General features: G+C 55.6%; 19 protein-coding genes and 1 pseudogene. 11 read left to right on the plus strand and 9 right to left on the minus strand.

Translation table 11 applies throughout. The features are described 5' to 3' along the window. Both WBC85_RS12370 and WBC85_RS12375 read left to right on the plus strand, forming a co-directional pair. Positions 1 to 205, plus strand: a 205-nt coding sequence (locus tag WBC85_RS12370; RefSeq protein ID WP_424437510.1) for a hypothetical protein, incomplete at its 5' end; no start/stop codon positions are given. A 96-nt stretch (positions 206 to 301) separates the two neighbouring features. Continuing rightward, positions 302 to 784 (plus strand): hypothetical protein, encoded by a 483-nt coding sequence (locus tag WBC85_RS12375; RefSeq protein ID WP_424437513.1) that lies wholly within the window; start codon positions 302 to 304, stop codon positions 782 to 784. Positions 785 to 857: 73 nt separating this feature from the next. On the opposite strand, the gene WBC85_RS12380 is transcribed toward WBC85_RS12375, so the two are convergent. From WBC85_RS12380 to WBC85_RS12390, 3 genes are all read right to left on the minus strand, one after another. Further along, the gene (locus WBC85_RS12380) at positions 858 to 2,816 is read right to left on the minus strand and encodes a bifunctional 2',3'-cyclic-nucleotide 2'-phosphodiesterase/3'-nucleotidase (RefSeq protein WP_424437516.1); all 1,959 of its coding nucleotides are present in this window, start codon (positions 2,814 to 2,816) and stop codon (positions 858 to 860) included. 173 nt (positions 2,817 to 2,989) lie between these two features. Continuing rightward, a complete protein-coding gene (locus tag WBC85_RS12385; RefSeq protein WP_424437519.1) occupies positions 2,990 to 3,766 on the minus strand; it encodes a Bax inhibitor-1/YccA family protein in 777 nt (258 codons plus the stop codon). Between the two features lie 146 nt (positions 3,767 to 3,912). Beyond that, entirely contained in the window at positions 3,913 to 4,137 is a 225-nt protein-coding gene (locus WBC85_RS12390; protein WP_424437522.1) for a DUF1127 domain-containing protein, read from the minus strand. A gap of 124 nt (positions 4,138 to 4,261) precedes the next feature. Here WBC85_RS12390 and WBC85_RS12395 point away from each other — a divergent pair, with 124 nt between their 5' ends. Both WBC85_RS12395 and WBC85_RS12400 read left to right on the plus strand, forming a co-directional pair. Continuing rightward, positions 4,262 to 5,161, plus strand: coding sequence for a LysR family transcriptional regulator (locus tag WBC85_RS12395; protein WP_424437525.1), 900 nt, complete (start codon positions 4,262 to 4,264; stop codon positions 5,159 to 5,161). Continuing rightward, positions 5,161 to 5,517 (plus strand): VOC family protein, encoded by a 357-nt coding sequence (locus tag WBC85_RS12400; protein WP_424437528.1) that lies wholly within the window; start codon positions 5,161 to 5,163, stop codon positions 5,515 to 5,517. The genes WBC85_RS12395 and WBC85_RS12400 overlap by 1 nt, the downstream gene beginning before the upstream one ends. Before the next feature lie 8 nt (positions 5,518 to 5,525). On the opposite strand, the gene WBC85_RS12405 is transcribed toward WBC85_RS12400, so the two are convergent. Then, a complete protein-coding gene (locus WBC85_RS12405; protein WP_424437531.1) occupies positions 5,526 to 6,494 on the minus strand; it encodes an NADPH:quinone oxidoreductase family protein in 969 nt (322 codons plus the stop codon). A gap of 299 nt (positions 6,495 to 6,793) precedes the next feature. Here WBC85_RS12405 and WBC85_RS12410 point away from each other — a divergent pair. From WBC85_RS12410 to WBC85_RS12425, 4 genes and pseudogenes are all read left to right on the plus strand, one after another. Further along, positions 6,794 to 7,171 (plus strand): annotated as a pseudogene (locus tag WBC85_RS12410) (helix-turn-helix domain-containing protein). A 70-nt stretch (positions 7,172 to 7,241) separates the two neighbouring features. Beyond that, positions 7,242 to 8,072: a histidinol-phosphatase gene (gene hisN, locus WBC85_RS12415; RefSeq protein WP_424437534.1), complete on the plus strand. Its 831-nt coding sequence runs from the start codon at positions 7,242 to 7,244 to the stop codon at positions 8,070 to 8,072. A 110-nt stretch (positions 8,073 to 8,182) separates the two neighbouring features. Beyond that, a complete protein-coding gene (locus WBC85_RS12420) occupies positions 8,183 to 9,529 on the plus strand; it encodes an 8-oxoguanine deaminase (protein ID WP_424437537.1) in 1,347 nt (448 codons plus the stop codon). Between the two features lie 24 nt (positions 9,530 to 9,553). Further along, the gene (locus tag WBC85_RS12425) at positions 9,554 to 10,036 is read left to right on the plus strand and encodes a CAP domain-containing protein (protein ID WP_424437540.1); all 483 of its coding nucleotides are present in this window, start codon (positions 9,554 to 9,556) and stop codon (positions 10,034 to 10,036) included. A gap of 13 nt (positions 10,037 to 10,049) precedes the next feature. On the opposite strand, the gene guaD is transcribed toward WBC85_RS12425, so the two are convergent. Next, positions 10,050 to 11,348 carry a guanine deaminase gene (guaD, locus tag WBC85_RS12430; protein WP_424437543.1) on the minus strand — a complete coding sequence of 433 codons (1,299 nt, stop codon included), beginning with the start codon at positions 11,346 to 11,348 and terminating at the stop codon, positions 10,050 to 10,052. Between the two features lie 124 nt (positions 11,349 to 11,472). Between guaD and mgtE the strand changes: the two genes are divergently transcribed. Further along, entirely contained in the window at positions 11,473 to 12,864 is a 1,392-nt protein-coding gene (gene mgtE / locus WBC85_RS12435; protein ID WP_424437546.1) for a magnesium transporter, read from the plus strand. Beyond that, complete coding sequence (locus WBC85_RS12440) at positions 12,861 to 13,421, plus strand: 5-formyltetrahydrofolate cyclo-ligase (protein ID WP_424437549.1); 561 nt, start codon at positions 12,861 to 12,863, stop codon at positions 13,419 to 13,421. The genes mgtE and WBC85_RS12440 overlap by 4 nt, the downstream gene beginning before the upstream one ends. 47 nt (positions 13,422 to 13,468) lie before the next feature. Here WBC85_RS12440 and WBC85_RS12445 read toward each other — a convergent pair whose 3' ends face one another. Genes WBC85_RS12445 through WBC85_RS12455 form a run of 3 tightly spaced genes read right to left on the minus strand, consistent with a single transcriptional unit; the run spans position 13,469 to position 16,957 of the window. Next, a complete protein-coding gene (locus tag WBC85_RS12445; protein ID WP_424437552.1) occupies positions 13,469 to 15,244 on the minus strand; it encodes an SLC13 family permease in 1,776 nt (591 codons plus the stop codon). Further along, complete coding sequence (locus WBC85_RS12450) at positions 15,234 to 16,148, minus strand: DMT family transporter (RefSeq protein ID WP_424437555.1); 915 nt, start codon at positions 16,146 to 16,148, stop codon at positions 15,234 to 15,236. Before WBC85_RS12450 ends, WBC85_RS12445 begins: the two co-directional genes overlap by 11 nt. Then, on the minus strand, positions 16,145 to 16,957 hold the full coding sequence (locus WBC85_RS12455) for a TIGR00282 family metallophosphoesterase (protein WP_424437558.1): 813 nt from the start codon (positions 16,955 to 16,957) through the stop codon (positions 16,145 to 16,147). Before WBC85_RS12455 ends, WBC85_RS12450 begins: the two co-directional genes overlap by 4 nt. A gap of 124 nt (positions 16,958 to 17,081) precedes the next feature. Between WBC85_RS12455 and WBC85_RS12460 the strand changes: the two genes are divergently transcribed. After that, positions 17,082 to 18,002 carry an MBL fold metallo-hydrolase gene (locus tag WBC85_RS12460; protein ID WP_424437561.1) on the plus strand — a complete coding sequence of 307 codons (921 nt, stop codon included), beginning with the start codon at positions 17,082 to 17,084 and terminating at the stop codon, positions 18,000 to 18,002. 24 nt (positions 18,003 to 18,026) lie between these two features. Here WBC85_RS12460 and glyA read toward each other — a convergent pair whose 3' ends face one another. Continuing rightward, positions 18,027 to 19,343 (minus strand): serine hydroxymethyltransferase, encoded by a 1,317-nt coding sequence (gene glyA, locus WBC85_RS12465; protein ID WP_424437564.1) that lies wholly within the window; start codon positions 19,341 to 19,343, stop codon positions 18,027 to 18,029. Positions 19,344 to 19,434 lie beyond the last annotated feature (91 nt).

A 19,434-nucleotide genomic window follows, 5' to 3' on the forward strand; every position in this document is an offset into this window, starting at 1 on the left:
AGGCCGCTGTTGGTTCGGGGGCTCGCTTTGCGCAGTTCGTCAATACAAGAAGGGCGCCAAGCGCGAGTGCGGTGATGCGGATGCGGGAATGATTTGGCACGCGCGTACCCCTTATGAACCGATTTTGGCAAAAGTATTGAAGATGGATGTCACGGGCAAGTTATATGGGCATGCCTGCCGTGCCCCGCCGTGTCCAACGGCGTAATTTCGCGCACGTGTGCAACATGCACATCCAGAAATCCACCCCTGTCTTTCCAGACGAATTAGCGTAAGGGATGTGGAACCATGAGGAGATAGATCAATGGAAGCCACATCGAGCGTTCCAGAGTTGGTGACTGCGGCGCAAGAAAGCGCAAAAGCATCGCTTGCGCGTATAGAAGGGCACGCAGGTAATGCGGAAGAGCTTCACGCGGCTGTGAGCGAGCTGGAATTGACGGCGGTCGATATTTTTTCAGCGTTTGAGGCGCGCATGCAGCATCATTTCAAACGTGGTCCGTTCTCTCGCAAGCTGAAAGCAAAGCTGTTGGACGCAGGCGAGGGCGATCTCGCCGACAGGCTTCACCAGCACTACCTTGCGATCAATGTGCTCAAGCACGGAACGGGGGCAAGCTATCGTGAGCTGCTGGCGCATAAACAACCGCTGTTCATTCTCAAGCCTACCAGTGCCCCCGAAGAGCTGGATGCGCAGAACACTACAGGGTTGATTGATGTCACGGCTGCGGGATTCTTCGAGGGGCTGTCAGCAACGATACTTGATGCATACAATTTTCTTGAGAACAAATAGATCTCATCGCAGCGACTGTAGATCAACATAAATGCGCAGCCCGGATCAAAGGGCTGCGCTGTTTTTGAAGCGATTATAGCTTGATGCGGAAGTTGGCAAAGCCTGTGTCAGACATGCCTGCGGGTTCGATGCTGACGCCTTCCACGCTGCTTGCATAGCCCGCGCCTGCGGGGCCGGTTTCGAATATGACACTTGTGCTTGCCATTGGGGCAAAGGACCAGTTGGCATCGGCTTTGGGGTTCACTGTGCCTTGCTCGACCAGATAGCGCACGATGATGTCGCGGTTGGTGTCCGGACCTTCGAACACCACCGTATCACCCATTGCACCCGGAAAACTGCCGCCGCCAGAGGCGCGATAATTGTTGGTCGCAACGATGAATTCCTGCGCCATGTCGACCGGCGCGCCGTTGAACATCAGGTTGGTGATGCGGCTTGCCTCTGCATTGACAACAACACCGTCCTTATCAAAGCGCGAAGGTTGCGAAAGGTCGATCTGATAGCTGACCCCGTCCATCACATCAAAGTTGTAGCTGGGGAAGCTGGGATTAAGCAGGGGCGCGTCCTGCGCACCCGCCTCGATCTGGTTGAACATGCCTGCGGAACGCTCCAGCCAATCCTTGACCTGCTGGCCCGTCACCTTCACCGCACGAATGGTGTTGGGATAGAGGTAAAGGTCAGCGACGTTCTTAATCGCCACATTGCCCACCGGCACATCGGTATAATACTCGGGCCCGCCGCGCCCGCCTGCCTTGAATGGTGCGGCAGCAGACAGGATCGGTAGGGCTTCATAGGCCGTGCCTTGCATCTGTTCCTTTATGTACCATGTCTGCGCATTGGAAACGATCTGCACCGAAGGATCATCAGCCACGAGCGCAAAGTAGCTGTGCAGCGGGGCGTCGGTCTTGCCAACAGCCGTGCGCACATATTTCAGCGTGGCCTCATGATCGGCGCGTACGGCGTCAAGCACTGGCGCGTAATCCTCGGCAAGTGCTGTGTAGGAACGATCCTCGTTGCGCTTGGAGATCGGACGCGCTTCAGACGTATGCGAGAGCACGCGCCAGCCATTGCCATCGCGTTCGATCAAGAGATCAACAAGGCCCATATGGCTGCCCCAGAACCCGCCCATGACGCCGGGCTTGCCGCCGATTGTGCCCGCGTTGCTATCAACGCCAGCGACCTCCGCGTAGTTGGACGAGGGGAACACAAGGTGGCTGTGGCCGGTCAAAATCGCATCGATTCCGTCCACCATAGCCAGCGGAATCGCTGCATTTTCCATGCCGTCTTCTGCATTTGCCGCGCCAATGCCCGAATGGCAAAGCGCAATAATCAGGTCCGCGCCTTCCTCTTTCATTTGTGGCACATAGGCTTTGGCGGTCTGGACGATATCGCGGGTCTGTACGCTGCCCTCCAGATGCTTGCGGTCCCAGTTCATGATCTGGGGCGGTACAAAGCCGATAAGGCCGATCTTGATCGGGTGGGCATTACCTGCACCGTCTTTTATCTCGCGCTCGATCATCACATAGGGCTTGATAAGCGTTGTATCTGCCGTTGGCTCTGCGCCCATTTTCTTGACCACGTTGGCCGAAACCACAGGGAAATTCGCGCCCGCCAGCGATTTCATCAAGAAGGAAATGCCGTAGTTGAATTCGTGATTGCCAAGGGTGGAGGCATCAAAACCAAGCGTGTTCATGGCATTGATAACGGGGTGGGTGTCGCCGTCTTTCATTCCGCGTTCGTAGGCGATGTAATCGCCCATCGGGTTGCCTTGCAAAAAGTCACCATTATCGATCAACAGCGAGTTGGTGGATTCCGCGCGTACCCCTTGGATGATTGACGCGGTGCGCGACAAGCCAACTGTGTCGCGGGGGGTGTCGGCATAGTAATCATAAGGAAAGACATGAACGTGCAGGTCAGTCGTTTCCATCAAACGCAGGTGCGCTTGGTTGCTGGCTGCGGATAGGGAAAACGGATGCATGGCGACAAGGCCAGCGGTTCCTGCAAGAAAATGGCGGCGATTCATTGTGAGAGGCATCTGAGCATTCCTTATGTGTTTGAGCAAAGTCAACGAAAGGGTCGTCGATGAATGCAATAAGCATGTGACAGTTTGCGGATTCGGGCAACTCTCTTGAAATCTAGTAACGCACAGTAAAAGGCCCGCTGAACGAGGTGTTCAACGGGCCCGATTTATTCAGATTTTGGTGCCGCTTATTCGCGGTTGCCGAAGAGCTGAAGCAGCATCATGAACATGTTGATGAAGTTCAGATAAAGGCTCAGCGAACCCATCACAGCGGACTTGCCCAGCCATTCGGTGTCACCGTGATGTGCGTGTGCAAGGTACTCTGTTTTGATGCGCTGCGTGTCATAAGCTGTAAGGCCAGCGAAGATCAGAACACCGATCGCAGAGATCGCGAACATGATTGCAGGGGAGGCCAGCCAGATGTTGACGATAGATGCAACGATAAGGCCAATGACGCCCATAATCAGGAAGCTACCCCAACCGGAGATATCTTTCTGAGTGGTATAGCCCCAAAGCGACAGACCCGCGAAGGCGATGGATGTAATCAGGAAGATCTGCATGATCGAATAGCCTGTGAAGACCAGGAAGATCGAGGAGATCGACACACCCATGACGGCTGCAAAGACGTAAAAGACCGTCTGGGCCGTTGCGGCAGACATACGGTTGATCGCAGCGCCAAGGCCGAAGACGAAGGCGAGGGGGGCAAACATCACAACCCATTTAAGCGGGGACAGATACAGAGCAGAGCCCAGTGACGTCAGATATTTATCAGCACCGATTTGTGCGACTGCCTGGGACGGATCAGTTGTGACCGCAAGGCCAGCGATCGCCCAAGCTGCAAGAAATGTGATGAACATACCCACGGACATTGTGCCGTAGACCTTGTTCATATGGGCGCGCAGGCCCGCGTCGATATTCGCGGCCGTTGTTCCTACGCCGCTGCGAATTGTACCATATTCAGCCATGAATACTCTCCATTGGTTAAGCAGTCCGCTATTTTAGCGGTCTTGAAGAGAATATCGTGAGCCTGGCAATCAAATTCAAGGGTTTTCGGAGCGAAGATATAGAAAACCTTACCGTTTTCGTCACATTCGCTCCGAAGGCCCCGATTTTACTTCATCCATGTTGTCGGCGCATCCCAAAAGGGACGTGTGGCTTCACGCTTTGCTGCCTGCCTTGTAAGGCCGATATCGCAAAGTTGCTCGGCGCTAAGTTGCGCAAGCGCGCGCCGTGAACGTGCAACACGGATCATATGAAAAATTTTCGCCAAGGGGCTTATAGGGCGCGCTGTAGGTGCGCAGTTCAGGGCAACGTTACGTGTGATGGACTGTGTCATGGTCTTTACCTTTCGTTTTGTGATGGGTTTGTTGTGATCAATTCTTTATGTTGATGTATGTGCCCTTTCGTGCTTCATATTAAAAACGAATTGTTTTGACCTTACACATCACGAATTTTGATACATGAGAAATCTCGACCTGACCGCGCTTCGATCTTTTGTTGCCATTGCTGAAACTGGCGGGGTCACCCGCGCAGCGGGCTTGTTAAACCTGACGCAATCGGCGGTCTCGATGCAGATCAAACGTCTTGAAGAAAGTCTTGATCTGAAACTGTTAGAGCGTTCGGGACGTCAGGTGGTTCTTAGCCCCCAAGGTGAGCAATTGTTGACCTCTGCCCGTCAAATGGTGACGTTGAATGACGACATAATCATGAAGCTGACGGACAAGGGTTTCGAAGGTGAAGTGTCGCTAGGCGTGCCGCATGACATTGTTTATCCAGTGGTTTCCAAAGTGCTTCAGCAATTCCGCACGCAGTTCCCCCGTGTGCATGTGAACCTGAACGCCTCGTTCTCACGCCAGTTGCAGGAAGGGCTTTCGCGCGGTGAATATGATCTCATCCTGACCACTGAAGAAGGCGTGATGCCCGGCGGGGAAACGCTTAGCCAAGCGCGTCTGAGCTGGACAGGGGCCGAAAACGGAAATGTCTGGCGCCAGCGCCCTTTGAAACTGGGATTCAGTCGTCACTGCATGTTCCGCCCCTTGGTGCAAAAGGTTCTGGATCGCGAAGGAATCGCTTGGGAAATGGCGACCGAGACTGATTCAGATCGTACCATCGAAGCAACGATTGGTGCGGACCTTGCGATATGCGTTGTGATCGAAGGAACCGAACCGCCGCATATGGTGCCTATTCAGCACGGTGGCGCGCTGCCCGAAATGCCCGCGTCCCTGATTAACTTGTATGGCGCAGATCAGGCGCAGTCACAGGTCGTATCTGCCTTGGCTGAATTACTGCGTCAGGGCTATAGCGATCTTAAGGGCGGCAGCCGCACAGCGCTTGCCCAGCAGCTTAAGGAAGCGAGTTAATGGCGATCAAGCGCATCGTCGCGAATATTGCGGCGCAAGACATTGAAGCGGTTAGGGCATTCTATGTTGCGCTGTTCGAACTTGATGTGGTGATGGAGTTTGACTGGATTTCCACCTTGGCAAACGGCAACACGGCGCCTGTTCAACTAAGCATTGCCAGCGAGGGTGGCTCAGGCACGTCCCTGCCTGGTCTTTCGATTGAAGTCGAGGACGTGGATGCGCTTTACACGCGTGCCAAAGAGCTGGGCATGAGCGTGGAATATGAATTGACGGATGAACCATGGGGCGTGCGGCGCTTTTATTTGCGCGACCCCGCTGGAACACTTCTCAATATTCTGTCGCATGGGGCAGGGTAGGCAACTGCTTATCCCGCCGAGATTTCGATCACCACTTTGCCTGTAGATTTCCGACTTCTCAGCAATTCGATGCCTTCGCTTGCCTGTTCAAGTGGCAGAACGTGGCTTACGTGGGGGCGTAGCTTGCCTGCTTCGAACCATTTGAACAATTGGCGCAGTGAGTCTGTGATTACCGAGGGTTTGAATTTCATATAGCCGCCCCAGTAAAAGCCCATCACATCAATGTTCTTTACCAACAAGTGGTTCGTCTGGACTTTTGGCACGTCGCCGCTGGCAAAGCCGATGGATAGGATGCGCGCCTCTGGATTACAGGCGCGAAAGGCCGCCTTGAATAGATCGCCGCCAACGGGATCATAGACCACATCAACACCGCCAAGCGCCTTGAGCGCGCCGCGCAAATCCTTAACACCTGCGTCTATCAAATGATCTGCGCCAGCCTTGCGCGCGACCTCAAGCTTGTCCGCGCCGCGCGCGACAGCGATCACATGTGCGCCCATTAACTTGCCAATCTCGACAGCCGTCAAACCAACGCCGCCAGCTGCCCCAAGGACAAGCAAAGTCTCTCCTGCTTGCAGGTTCGCGCGGTAGCCAAGGGCGACATGACTGGTCCCATAGGCAATTTGAAACGCGGCAGCCTCTGTCATGCTCATGCTATCCGGAATCGCGAGCGCGAGGCGCGCATCATAGCAGCCATATTCGGCCAGCCCACCCTGACCGCCGAAAACAGCAACCCGTGTGCCTATGGCTGGGGCAGTCACGTCTTCACCAAGTGAGTCGATTGTGCCCGCAATTTCCATGCCCAAAGTGAAGGGTGCCGGTGGGGTATCCTGATACTGACCCGACTGCATCAGTATATCGGCGAAATTCAGCCCACAGGTTGCAATCTTAATTCGCACTTCTCCGCTGGCGGGTTCAGGCCTTTCTGTATCCAGCAACTTTGGCGGTGATCCAATTTCCGAAACCTGAAATGCGCGCATGAAAAACCCCGTGTTCTCTGATGTTTAGGCAAGTTTTGCGCAAGTTAACTGAAAACCACATACCGAAAAAGCGCCAATTGGCCGCGTCGGCAGAGCCGTCTAACAATCACGCGAAAGCCGAGCCGACAGGTTACAATCGTGAAGAAATATGAAATTTCATACTTGCTCGAAAAAGGTATTATCGTAAGGTTGCGCTACCTAGCGTTGAGTCAAACTCTCTTGGCGCAAAGAAAACGGTGTTGATTTTATTGCTCTGCCACTCAGAGCAAGTCGCGCCAAACCTGGAAGGGAACCACTCCATGGCACATCCTGTGGACGTGCATGTCGGCAAGAGGATTCGGCACCGCCGATGGCTTGTTGGTGTCACACAGCAACAACTGGCCGAGAAGGTCGGCATAAAATTTCAACAGATCCAAAAGTACGAAACAGGTGCAAACAGGGTCAGCGCATCGCGGCTTTGGGATATCGCAGAAGCGCTGGAAGTTGACGTCAGCTTCTTTTTCTCGGGCATGGATCAGGCTGAAGCTTCGGGGCAAGACGCGCCGCAAAATCCTGTGCCGTAAGATATTCTAAATGACAAAGAGGCGCTGGATCTGGTGCGCTCCTACTATTCGATCCCAGAAGAACAACGCCGTCGCCTGTTTGATCTGGCGCGCGTTTTAAGCGACGTTGCTTGAAGGCAGCATCTTGCTGCAATAGGTTGGCATTTCGTGCTATTTGACACGGTGCCAACCCAAGCAGGATCTCATGCAAGATATTGAAAACCCAGAAGTACAGGCCGAGCTTTGGTCCGTCGCCGAAGAACTGGCCGAAGCCGCGCGCGCGGCGATCTTGCCATACTTCCGCTCTGCCGGGCTAAGAGCCGAAAACAAAGTTGAAGGCGGTTTTGATCCTGTCACATTGGCAGACAAAGGGGCCGAGCAAGCAATGCGCGCTGTATTGGCGCGCCGGCGCCCTGATGATGGTATCTTGGGCGAAGAATTCGGAACTCTTGACGGAACCAGCGGTCTGACATGGGTGCTTGATCCCATTGATGGCACGCGCGGCTTTATCAGCGGCACACCGACGTGGGGCGTTTTGATTGCATTGAACGATGCCAGCGGGCCGCGTTTGGGGGTCATTGACCAACCTTATATAGGCGAGCGGTTTTGCGGCGGTTTCGGGCGTTCTGACATGACGGGCCCACACGGGGGCGCGCGGCTAAAGGCCAGCAGCACCGCGCAGCTAAAGGACGCTACTTTATTCTCTACATTCCCTGAAGTCGGCAGCCCAGTCGAGCGCGCGGCATTTGAAACCGTCGCCGCGCAAGCGAAATTGACGCGTTTCGGCTGTGATTGCTATGCCTATGCACTTTTGGCGGCCGGACAAATCGATTTGGTGATCGAGGCGGGCCTGAACGCCTATGATATCGCAGCACCTATCGGCGTGATCGAGGCGGCGGGCGGCATTGTCACCGACTGGAGCGGCGGCAAAGTGCATGATGGTGGTCGCGCGCTGGCCGCAGCGACGCCGCAACTTCATGCGCAGGCTTTGGAATTGTTGCAACGCGGCTTGATCGAGGCACAGGCCTCGGCTTAAACTTCACAACACTGGCTGCAAGTCCTTCGCTCTCTTCTGTTGCAGCCCCGAACCGGAATGGTTTGGCCCTAGCCCGAGGAGAGCGTGATTGCACGTAGAAGGAATGCCAAGTGAGCCAATCAAACGAAACCATTATCCGAAACGCACAACTTGTTCTGACGATGAACGATGCCGCAGACGAGCACGCCGCCTGTGACATCCGTATAAAAGACGGTGTTATTGCTGAAGTGGGGCACGGTCTGATCGGGCAGGGCGCTGTGCTGGATGCGAAGGGGTGTTTGATTACGCCCGGCCTCGTAAATACGCACCACCATCTTTATCAATCGCTGACCCGGGCGGTTCCGGGCGGGCAAGATGCGCTGCTCTTTGGGTGGTTGCAAACGCTTTATCCGATCTGGTCGCGCTTTGGGCCAGAGGAAATGTATGTCTCTGCGCAGGTTGGCTTGGCAGAGCTGATGCTATCTGGCTGTACGCTGACCTCGGATCATCTTTATCTTTATCCGAATGGCGCGCGGCTTGATGACACCATCGCGGCGGCGGCAGACATTGGCATGCGCTTCCATCCGACGCGTGGCTCCATGTCGATCGGGGAAAGCGATGGGGGTTTGCCGCCCGATGCATTGGTTGAAAACGAACGCGCAATTCTGGAAGACTGCATTCGCGTGATCGACGCCCATCATGATGCCTCGGACGGCTCAATGTGCCGCGTCGGTGTTGCGCCGTGCTCGCCCTTTTCAGTTAGCCGTGATCTGATGCGCGACGCTGCGATTTTGGCGCGCGACAAGGGCGTGATGTTGCACACCCATCTGGCCGAGAACGATGAAGACATCGCCTATTCCCTTGAGAAATTCGGCTGCCGCCCCGGGCAATACGCCGAAGATCTGGGCTGGACCGGGGATGATGTCTGGCATGCGCATTGCGTCAAACTGGACGGGCAGGAGATTGATCTATTCGCGCGATCAGGCACAGGCGTTGCGCATTGCCCGTGTTCGAACTGCCGTCTGGGATCTGGCATCGCGCCCGTGCGTGCAATGCGCGATGCGGGTGTAAAGGTCGGGCTGGGCGTTGATGGTTCAGCATCCAACGATGCCGGCAACCTTGTGCTGGAAGCGCGTCAATCCATGCTGTTGCAGCGGGTCAATCTGGGCGCAGATGCGATGAGCGCGCGCGAAGCCCTGCGTATCGCCACACGCGGCGGTGCAGAGGTTCTTGGGCGATCAGACTGTGGCCAGATCGCCGTTGGAAAACGCGCAGACATAGCGATCTGGGATATGAGCGGGATCGAAGCCGCAGGAAATTGGGACGCTGGTGCGCTCTTGCTAGCAGGGCCGAGCCAAGTGCGCGATTTGTTCATCGAGGGCCGCCGCGTCGTTGCCTCTGGTCAGGTGACCTCGATTGATCTTCCCAAAACCATTGCGCGACAAAACCAGTTGGCTCGGGTATTGTCGCAAGCATAGATGTAGACCGAAAAGGAATTCATCATGCGCGTCGTCTTGGTTTCCCTGTGTTGCGCGGCCCTTCTTGTTGGCTGCGTGCGCTCTGGTGCAAACGTAACGCCTAAGGGCGCGGTGGCCGCTGCGCAGCCTGTGGGCGGCCTAAGTGCGAGCATTGCGCCTGAAGTGAATGCCTTTCGCGCAGCAAATGGCAAAGCGCCGCTTGCAGCGGATGCACGCCTTGCGCGCGCGGCGCAGGCACATGCCAGCGATATGGCGCGCAAGGGATACTTTAATCACACCGGCAAAGATGGCTCCAGCGTCGGGGATCGGGTGAAACGCCAAGGCTATGGCTTCTGTTTTGTCGCGGAAAACATTGCCCAAGGTCAAAGCGGTGCGACGCAGGCGCTTGCAGGCTGGCAGAAATCCGAAGGCCACCGCAAGAACCTTCTTAGTGGAAATGCGATCCATTTCGGCATGGCTGAAGCAAATGGATATTGGGTGATGGTGCTGGGCAAGACAGGTTGCTAGCGACCTATGGGGCCTAAACCAGCCCCTGCTTCTTGCCGCCAATCCAGACCTCTTCGATTGCACGATCATCGCCCATCATAAGGGTCGGAAAAATTGCGTCCCAGTGATGCTCTGCATTTGCGTGGCGCTGGGCAATTGCAGGGGTGGACGCCAGATCAAGCACGGCGATATCCGCCTCCATCCCGACCTCCAGCGCACCGATTTTATCCTGTAGATGCAGCGCTTTGGCTGAACCACGGGTTGCCAGCCATAACAATTGCGCGGCATGCAGAACATATCCATTCAGCTGACCGATCTCATAGGCTGCCGCCATCGTGCGCAACATGGAAAAACTGGATCCGCCGCCTGTATCCGTTGCAAGGCCGACAGAAATACCGCGCGTTGTCAGCCCTGCCATGTCAAACAGGCCAGAGCCTATAAAGGTGTTCGATGTGGGGCAATGCACCAGTGCGGCACCGACCTCGGCGATGCGATCAATCTCGCGCGGGTCCAGGTGAATTGCATGCCCATATAGCCCGCGTTCACCAAGCAATCCGAAGTGTTCATAGGTATCGAGATAGTCACGCGCGTCGGGGAATAATTCGCGGACCCATTCGATTTCATCGAGCTGCTCGCTCAGATGGGTTTGCATCAAACAGTCGGGAAACTCGGCCCATAAAGCACCCATCGCTTCAAGCTGCTCTGGCGTGGAGGTCGGCGAGAAACGGGGTGTAATCGCATAGGATATGCGCCCTCTGCCATGCCATTTTTCCAACAGGGCCTTGCTGTCTTCATATGCGCTTTGTGCAGTGTCTTGCAGGCCCGCAGGCGCATTGCGATCCATACATGTTTTGCCCGCTACAACCCTTTGTCCCCGCTTGGTCGCTTCGCGGAAGAACGCATCTACCGAGGCGGGATGAATCGTGCAGAAACTGGCCATGCTGGTCGTGCCATGCGCGGCGCTCAGGTCCAGATAACGCGCTGAAATTTCGGCAGCATATTCGGGATCGGCAAATCGCATTTCTTCCGGGAATGTGTAGGTGTTCAACCAGTCAATCAGCCGTTTACCCCATGACGCAATCATGGCGGTCTGGGGATAATGTACATGGGCGTCAATAAAGCCGGGGCAGATCAGTTTGCCAGGGTGCGCATGATGGCGCGCACCGGGATGGGTGCGCACAAGGCTGTCGCGAGGGCCCCGATCGGTGATAATACCATCCTCGATCAGCAACGCGCCATCGCTTTGAATTTGCACGGCTTGCTCGGGCGCCATCTGAAAGGGGTCGCCAGCAAAGACCAACAGATCACCCGAAAGAATATGCTTTTGTGTCATCCGTTCTCACTATCAGAAACATTGCCCAATACCATGGGAAATTTGCATCTGCCTCTGTTGCTTGGCCCGCGCTATGGGTATGGTCCGCACATCCGCCATACGTTGCAACAGAAAGGCAAAACCTATGACCGAACCCGATCTGTTGAATGAACATCGTCATGACGCCGAAGAAAGCAGCTATGAGCTGGAACGCTCGGACGTTGCGGCCATTCTAGACGCGGTCGAACGTGGCGATCAGGCCGCTCTGATCGCCCGGATGGAGCCGCTTCACGCGGCGGATATCGCTGACCTTCTGGAGCAAATCAGCACCTCCGAACGGCGCAAGTTGATCCATCTTTATGATCGCGAATTCGACGGTGAAATCCTGTCGGAACTGGACGAAAGCATCCGCGATGATGTGATCGCCACGCTGCGCCCAGAGGTTCTGGCCGACGCTGTACGCGAGCTTGAAAGCGATGACGTCGTCGATCTGATCGAGGATATGACAGAGCATCAACAGGATGCCATTCTGGATGTTCTTGAGGACAGCGATCGTGTCGCAGTCGAACAATCGCTGACCTATCCGGAAAACTCTGCTGGCCGTTTGATGCAGCGCGAGGTCGTCATGGCCCCGGAACATTGGAACGTGGGTCAGGCAATCGACTTTCTGCGCGGGCATGAAAGCCTGCCTGAACAATTCTATCATATCATTCTGGTCGATCCGCGCCTCAAGCCGGTCGGCAATGTCACCCTCGGCAAACTCATGGGCTCGCGCCGCGATGTTCTGCTTTGGGAACTTACCGAAGACGTCTTTCGCGTCATCCCCGCAATGCAGGCCGAGGGCGAGGTCGCCTATGCCTTCAACCAGTATCACCTGATTTCTGCACCCGTCGTTGATGAAGACGAACGTCTTGTTGGTGTGATTACCATTGATGATGCGATGATCGTTCTGGATGAAGAGCACGAAGAAGATATCCTGCGCCTTGCGGGTGTCGGCGAAGGGTCTTTGACCGACCGTGTTATCAGCACAACAAAGCAACGCCTTCCATGGCTTGCGGTTAACCTTGTAACCACAATCGCGGCCAGCCTTGTGATCGCGCAGTTCGAGGTGGCGATCTCGCAAATCGTGGCGCTCGCGGTTCTGATGCCAATCGTGGCCTCCATGGGCGGTAACGCAGGGACGCAATCCTTGACGGTTGCCGTGCGCGCCATCGCAACGAAAGACCTTACCGGTTCAAACGTGTGGCGGGTTATCCGCCGAGAGGTCCTTGTCGGCCTGATTAACGGCTTGGTCTTTGCGCTTATTATGGGCGTGGTCGGGTTGCTCTGGTTTGGCTCGCCTGCGCTTGGTTACATCATTGCCACTGCGATGGTCATCAACATGGTTGTGGCGGGGCTGGCTGGGACAGTCATTCCAATCCTCTTGGATAAGCTTGGCGTCGATCCGGCGCTTGCCTCGGGCGCTTTTGTGACAACGGTGACGGATGTCGTCGGCTTTTTCGCCTTCCTTGGGCTTGCCGCTGCGGTGCTGTTGTGAGCGATCTCGCTGCGATAAAAACTGCCGCTCGCAAGGCCGGGTTCGAGCGCCGCAAGCAGGCCTTTGAGACAGCGCACCCTGCGCAATCCAGCTATCTGAGCGAAGTTCTTGCAGGCTATCGCGGTGTGCCGCTGTCGGGCTATGTGCCGATGCGCACGGAAATTGACCCGCTTCCTGCGCTGGGCGAAGCGGCGGCGCACGGCCTCGTAGGCATGCCTGTTATCAAAGCCAAAGCAACCCCTTTGGATTTTCGCGAATGGACACCCGAATGCGCGATGCAAGAGGGCACTTTCGGCGCGTGGATTCCTGCCACCGGAGAATGGATCGAGCCAGAGATCGTGATTGTCCCGCTCGTCGCATTTGATCGCAAAGGCGGGCGGCTGGGCTATGGGGGCGGCTTTTATGATCGCACATTAGAGCGGTTACGCGCCCGCCGCGCCACGCTCGCCATCGGCTTTGCCTTTGCCTCGCAAGAGGCCGATGATCTCCCGCTGGAGCTGACCGATCAGCCCCTTGATATGATCGTCACCGAAGCGGGGGTCATCACCCCGCGCTAGGCGCTTCATTTTGCCCTTAAACTCTCCCCGAAGGGCCGCTTTGTTTTTTAGAGCGGCCAAAGAAACGGAATCATAGCAGAGGCCAAAATCCCGATTGTCAGATTGAGCGGGATACCAACCTTCATAAAGTCGGTGAACTTATACCCGCCGGGGCCGTAAACCAGCATGTTGGTTTGATACCCGATAGGCGTGGCAAAGCTGGCGGAAGCCGCGACCATCACAGCAACCACCAAAGGCCGCGCATCGATGCCAAGTGCGTCGGCCAAACCAATCGCAATTGGTGTGACAACCACAGCGACTGCGTTGTTGGACACAAGCTCGGTCAGAACGGATGTCAGCAGGTAGATCGCCCAAACGATCATAAAGGGCGGAAGGATCGATATATAAGGCGCAAGGGCGTTCACGATCAGCGTGACCGCACCAGAGCTTTCAAGCGCCGCACCAATCGCCAGCATTGCAAAAATCAGGGTAAGCAAACGCCCGTCCACAAAGCTGAACGCTTCATCCGCATCAATGCAGCGCGCGATAAGTACCAGCGCAACCGCGATGATCGACAAGAAAAAGATCGGAGCAAGACCAAAGCCCGCAAGCGCAACAATACCCACAAGCGCAAGCAAGGCGATGGGGGCATGACGACGACGATAGGCGCGGTCAGATGGGGTCGAGACATCAACAAGGCCCATTTCAAGCGCAAGGCGTTGAATGTCCTCTGGCGAGCCTTCCAGAAGCAGGGTGTCGCCAATGCGCACATTTACAGCATCCAGTTGTCCGCTGATATTCTGGTTCCGACGATGCACGGCAAGAGGGTAGACACCAAACCGGCGGCGCAGTCGCAGCGCGCCCAAGGTGCGCCCGACCATTTTGCATCCCGGGGTAATCAGGACTTCGACCGTGTGGGTTTCGACCGCCGAAACCTGATCGATCCGCTTCAGTTCTTTATTGGTTTGCAGGCTTAAAAGCTCTGAAATCCGGCTGCGCAAAACCACGCGGTCGCCGACCATTAACTTTACCTCCTTCAAATTACGCCGCAGCGAGGTATCCCCGCGTACAACGTCGATCAATCGCACGCCTTCGCGTTTGAAAAGCTGCACGCCCGTGACTTCGCGGTCAATAAGGTTGCTATCGGGGGGGATGACCGCTTCGGTAAAGAACTTCATCTGGCTTTTGTCGGACAGAAGGTTGGCCATGCTGTCACGTTCCGGCAACAAATAGGGACCAACAAAACGCAGGTAAAGCATGCCCCAAATCACCAGAACAATCCCTAGCGGTGTGACTTCAAAGATAGAAAACGCGTCCATACCGTTCTGCCGGGCTACGCCGTCAACCAAAAGGTTGGTTGATGTCCCGATCAGCGTCAGCGTGCCGCCAAGGATGGCAGCATAGCTAAGCGGGATCAGCAGCTTTGAGGCTTTGGTGCCTAAGGTTTTGGAGAGCTGTACAAAAACAGGGATCATTACCACAACGACGGGCGTGTTGGACACAACCGCAGAGGCAAGGATAACAAAGGCCAGTAACATCGCGATAGCAACCGCAGGCCGCGTCTTGGCCTGCCTGTCAGCGAGCTTGGTAAAGGCCTCCAGCGCGCCCGTGCGCACCAAGGCCCCCATCACGATGAACATCGCTGCGATGGTCCAGGGCGCGGGGTTGGACAGCACCGCCAGCGCGTTTTCATAGGGCAGCACGCCAAGCACCAGCAACAGGGCGACACCGGCTATCGCAACGACTTCTGTGGGATAGCTTTCGCGCACGAACAAGACGAACATGCCTAATACGGTCAACATCGCCGCAATGGCGCCTTGTGTTTGTGTTAGTTCAAACAGCATCGGTAAGTCCTTCGATAGGTGCCTCAGCGCGTCGTGGCTGCACCAGAAAAAGCCCGCCTAGCATAAGCGCAAGCGCCGCCCATATATCACTGGCATAAACTTCACCAAGCAGGATAACCGCCCAGAACACGCCGAAAACCGTGACGAGGTAGCTGACCTGCGCAGTAAAAACGGGCCCTGCGCGTCCGACCAGCCAGACATAGCCAGCGTAGACAATCGCATGTGCGACAGAGGCAATCACAAAAGCAAATTCAGCGACGCCCCAAACTGTTGGAATAGCAATGAATTGCCCCGTTTGCAGCGCAAGGAAAAGCGCAGGTAAAAGGCCGACAATGCTGGCCCAAAACAAGGTCTGCATCGCATCAAACCCGTGTGTGCCCCATTTGGCGACGACATTGCCCTCTAACGCATAGAAGCTGGGCGCGATCAGTGCGATCGCAATCCACCAGAGTGAAACATCCCCCGCAAAGCTGTCCCCATTGGCCGCGATCAGCGCTACAGCGGCAAAGCCCAAGGTTAAACCAACGAGCTTGCGCGTAGAAAAACGGTCATTGCCTAGCGCCAAGGCAATAGGAAAAGCGATCATCGGGATCAAGGAGAGCAAAATCGAAATCACGCCGCTCGGCAGATGAACCGCCGCCTGATAGCTGGCTGAATTGGGCAAAAGCGTGCCAATCAGCGCGATCAATGCTGCAAATTTCCATTGCCGCCCGTTTGGCAGCAACAGTTTGCCACGCAGTGTCAGCACAGCCCCCAAAAGCACCGCTGCGATGGCAAACTGCCAGAAAATAAGTCCGAATTGTTGATAGCCTGCACTAACCGTGATCTTGGTGAGCGGCATGGTTATGCCCCAGCCCGCGCCCAGCAGAATCAACACGCCAAACAGCGGCAGGTTTTCTTTCATGGTGCGCTTTGCTCAAGGCCGCCGCCGCGGCGGATCATCGAAACAGAACTCGCTTTACCTGTGCGATCATCGCTAACCACAAAGAGGCCGGACAAAGTAGCATCGCCATTGGCAGGGGTGAAACGCGACTTCGCCATGCCTGTGATAAAGCGGCGCATGGGTTCTTCTTTTTCCATTCCGATCACAGAATTATAATCACCGCACATGCCTGCATCGCTCTGGAAGGCGGTTCCGCCAGGAAGAATCTGTGCATCAGCGGTGGGAACATGGGTATGCGTGCCAACAACAATCGTTGCCCGACCATCGCAATAATGCCCCATGCCCATCTTTTCCGACGTTGCTTCGCAATGGACGTCCACGAGGATCATCTGCGCAAGGCCACCAAGCGGATGCGCACGCAGAACGGCGTCCACAGCAGAGAAAGGATCATCAAAAGCGCGCTTCATAAAGACCTGACCAAGCACCTGAAGCACCAGAACCTTCTGCCCGCCTGCCGCCTTGAACAACCTGTGCCCGCGCCCGGGGGCAGTCTTGGCAAAGTTCAAAGGCCGCAAAATTCGGTTATCTTTTTCGATATGCTGAAGCATATCTTTTTGGTCAAACGCATGATCGCCCAAAGTCACGCAATCCGCGCCTGCCGCGAAAATAGCGTTCGCGTGCTCTGCATTCAGCCCCATACCGTTAGAGGCATTTTCGCCATTCACGACAACAAAGTCAGCGCGCAGTTCCTCGCGCAGCTTGGGCAGCTGTTCCGTGATTGCGCGCCGACCAGCGCGGCCCATCACATCGCCTAAAAATAAAGTTCTCATGTAATCCGATTATCATGCATTGCGCGCGGCGCAAGCCGTGAAGCCACTTCAATCCTTTTCAGCTGATTTGATATTGCTTTGAAGGGTGTTACTCATATTCGATAACTTGAATGAAAGCGAAGATATGATTCGAGCCACTATTCTGGGCACTATTGCGGTTTTCCTGACGACGAACGCGCTGTGCGCGGGGATGTTCGAGGTCCAACAGGTTGCGGATCATATCTGGGCGCTTGAAGGCCCTGCCGAAAACCGAAACGCTGACAACCTTGCCAACAACGCGACATTTGGCTTGATTGAAACCAGCGAAGGTGCGGTCTTGGTTGATCCCGGTGGCAGTTACAAAGGGGCAGCCGCGATAGATGCAGTGATCGCCACGCTCACCAAGCAGCCTGTGAAATATGTTATCAACACAGGCGGGCAGGATCATCGCTGGCTTGGGAACAGCTATTGGCAGGCAAAGGGCGCAAAGATTGTAAGCTCGAATGCAGCCATTGCGGATCAGAACGATCGCGCATCCATGCAACTGACTGTTCTATCACAACTTATCGGCGCGCAAGGCTTGGAAAATACAAAGCCTTCAAGCGCGGACATCAGATTTGATACCGCTTATGATCTGTCATTGGGCGGGGTCGAAATCGCAGTGCGTCACGTCGCACCAGCGCATACGCCGGGCGATAGTTTTGTTTGGCTCGCGCAAAGCAAAACCGTTTTCACGGGGGATATCGTCTATGTTGGGCGCGTTTTGGGCGTTATGGAGTTTTCCAGCTCGCGCAATTGGATTGCGGCATTCGAGGCGGTGGCAGCGCTAGAGCCTGCGCATCTTGTTCCGGGTCATGGGCCAGCGACGACACTCGCGGCGGCGAAGGCTGATACCTATGACTATCTGGTCAATCTGCGCACAGGGATGGCGTCGCATATCGACGAAGGCGGGGACATCATCGACGCGGTAAATGTGGATCAATCTGCCTTCGCCCGCCTCGCGCAGTTTGATGCGCTTGCAGGGCGCAATGCGCAGCGCGTTTTTGAAGAAATGGAGTGGGAATAGATCGCTCTATCCCCAAACCTGCTTTCAGGCATTTACATAATGCAGCTTATCAAAGGTTTCCCGCAGTGCGCGCACCTCAGGAGCCAAAGCCTCTGGTGCGTTTGATCGAAGGGCTTTTGCGATAAGTGCCGCCAGCTCTGGCGCGTGATCCGCCGTGATGCCCCAGCGCACCAGTTCGGGCGTTCCAATGCGCAAACCGTTCATGTCGCCCGCGACCTCGGCAATGGGCAGGCCAATGCCACAAGCAAGAAATCCAGCCTTGCGCAGGGTCTTTGACGCCGCTTGTCCGCCGCCGAAACCTGCCGCCTCAACCGCGAACTGGTGCGAATTGGTAAAGCCGTGCGCCTTGGCAAAGACAGGAAGTCCTTCAGCCTCTAGCGCGGCGGCCATCGCGCGCGAGGTGTCGATCATTTGCGTGCTATAGGCCGCGCCGTGCTCGATCCAATCGAGCATTGTAATCGCCAGCGCCGCTGACTTTGCCGCATCGAAATTGGCGGTCATCCCCGGAAAGGCAATCGCGTCAATACGTTCCATGATTTCTGCATCATTCGAGACAATCAACCCGCTCGCGGGGCCGCCGAGGCTTTTGTAGGTGCTCATTGTCATCAAATGCGCGCCCTCGCTCAGAGGGTTTTTCCATGATTTGCCTGCGATGATCCCGCATTGATGGGCCGCATCGAAGAGAACTTTCGCTCCGATTTCATCCGCGATCATACGCACGTCGGCAACGGGATGCTCGAACAGGTTAAGCGAACTGCCAATCGTAATCAGCTTTGGCCGGACGTCATGGGCCAGTTTGCGAAGCCCATCAATATCAATGGTATAGCCGTCTGCGTTTACAGGGGCAGGAATGGTGTTCAACCCGAACAAGCCCGCACAGCCCGCGCTATGGTGGGTGACATGCCCGCCAATCGAAGCGGGCGGCGCGATGATTGTATCGCCCGCTTTGCAGGTCGCCATAAAGCCATAGAGATTGGCAATTGCGCCAGATGGCACACGAATTTCTGCGTATTTGGCATCAAACACCTGTGCGCACAGCTCGGCTGTGATGACTTCGATTTCCTCAATGGCCTCCAGGCCCATTTCGTATTTGTCACCGGGATATCCCAAGGACGGGCGTGATCCGATGCCGCAGGCCAACATCGCCTCTGCGCGCGGGTTCATCACGTTGGTCGCGGGATTAAGGTTAAAGCACTCGCGCTCGTGAATATCGCGATTTTCTTCGATCAATGCATCAAGGCGTGCGGCATTGTCGGCGCTGCTGCGGCCAGCGGTTTCTTTGGCAATCAGGCTTACACGGCTTTCGCAATCCGCAGGCACCCAAGGACGATTTTCTAGCATTTGATAACTCCAAAAGATTGATTGCTTATCACGGCACTTGAGGAAACTTTGCAAATGAGTTTTTCTGAAATTAGCCGTAGAAAAACTAAGG

This window comes from Planktotalea sp., from assembly GCF_049680325.1.
Lineage (GTDB): Bacteria > Pseudomonadota > Alphaproteobacteria > Rhodobacterales > Rhodobacteraceae > Planktotalea.

Excerpts from the sequence above, each read along its gene's own strand:
- WBC85_RS12375 (WP_424437513.1), top strand. The coding sequence starts at position 302 with ATGGAAGCCACATCGAGCGTTCCAGAGTTGGTGACTGCGGCGCAAGAA.
- WBC85_RS12380 (WP_424437516.1), bottom strand. The coding sequence starts at position 2,816 with ATGCCTCTCACAATGAATCGCCGCCATTTTCTTGCAGGAACCGCTGGC.
- WBC85_RS12385 (WP_424437519.1), bottom strand. The coding sequence starts at position 3,766 with ATGGCTGAATATGGTACAATTCGCAGCGGCGTAGGAACAACGGCCGCG.
- WBC85_RS12390 (WP_424437522.1), bottom strand. The coding sequence starts at position 4,137 with ATGACACAGTCCATCACACGTAACGTTGCCCTGAACTGCGCACCTACA.
- WBC85_RS12395 (WP_424437525.1), top strand. The coding sequence starts at position 4,262 with ATGAGAAATCTCGACCTGACCGCGCTTCGATCTTTTGTTGCCATTGCT.
- WBC85_RS12400 (WP_424437528.1), top strand. The coding sequence starts at position 5,161 with ATGGCGATCAAGCGCATCGTCGCGAATATTGCGGCGCAAGACATTGAA.
- WBC85_RS12405 (WP_424437531.1), bottom strand. The coding sequence starts at position 6,494 with ATGCGCGCATTTCAGGTTTCGGAAATTGGATCACCGCCAAAGTTGCTG.
- hisN (WP_424437534.1), top strand. The coding sequence starts at position 7,242 with ATGCAAGATATTGAAAACCCAGAAGTACAGGCCGAGCTTTGGTCCGTC.
- WBC85_RS12425 (WP_424437540.1), top strand. The coding sequence starts at position 9,554 with ATGCGCGTCGTCTTGGTTTCCCTGTGTTGCGCGGCCCTTCTTGTTGGC.
- guaD (WP_424437543.1), bottom strand. The coding sequence starts at position 11,348 with ATGACACAAAAGCATATTCTTTCGGGTGATCTGTTGGTCTTTGCTGGC.
- mgtE (WP_424437546.1), top strand. The coding sequence starts at position 11,473 with ATGACCGAACCCGATCTGTTGAATGAACATCGTCATGACGCCGAAGAA.
- WBC85_RS12445 (WP_424437552.1), bottom strand. The coding sequence starts at position 15,244 with ATGCTGTTTGAACTAACACAAACACAAGGCGCCATTGCGGCGATGTTG.
- WBC85_RS12450 (WP_424437555.1), bottom strand. The coding sequence starts at position 16,148 with ATGAAAGAAAACCTGCCGCTGTTTGGCGTGTTGATTCTGCTGGGCGCG.
- WBC85_RS12455 (WP_424437558.1), bottom strand. The coding sequence starts at position 16,957 with ATGAGAACTTTATTTTTAGGCGATGTGATGGGCCGCGCTGGTCGGCGC.
- WBC85_RS12460 (WP_424437561.1), top strand. The coding sequence starts at position 17,082 with ATGATTCGAGCCACTATTCTGGGCACTATTGCGGTTTTCCTGACGACG.
- glyA (WP_424437564.1), bottom strand. The coding sequence starts at position 19,343 with ATGCTAGAAAATCGTCCTTGGGTGCCTGCGGATTGCGAAAGCCGTGTA.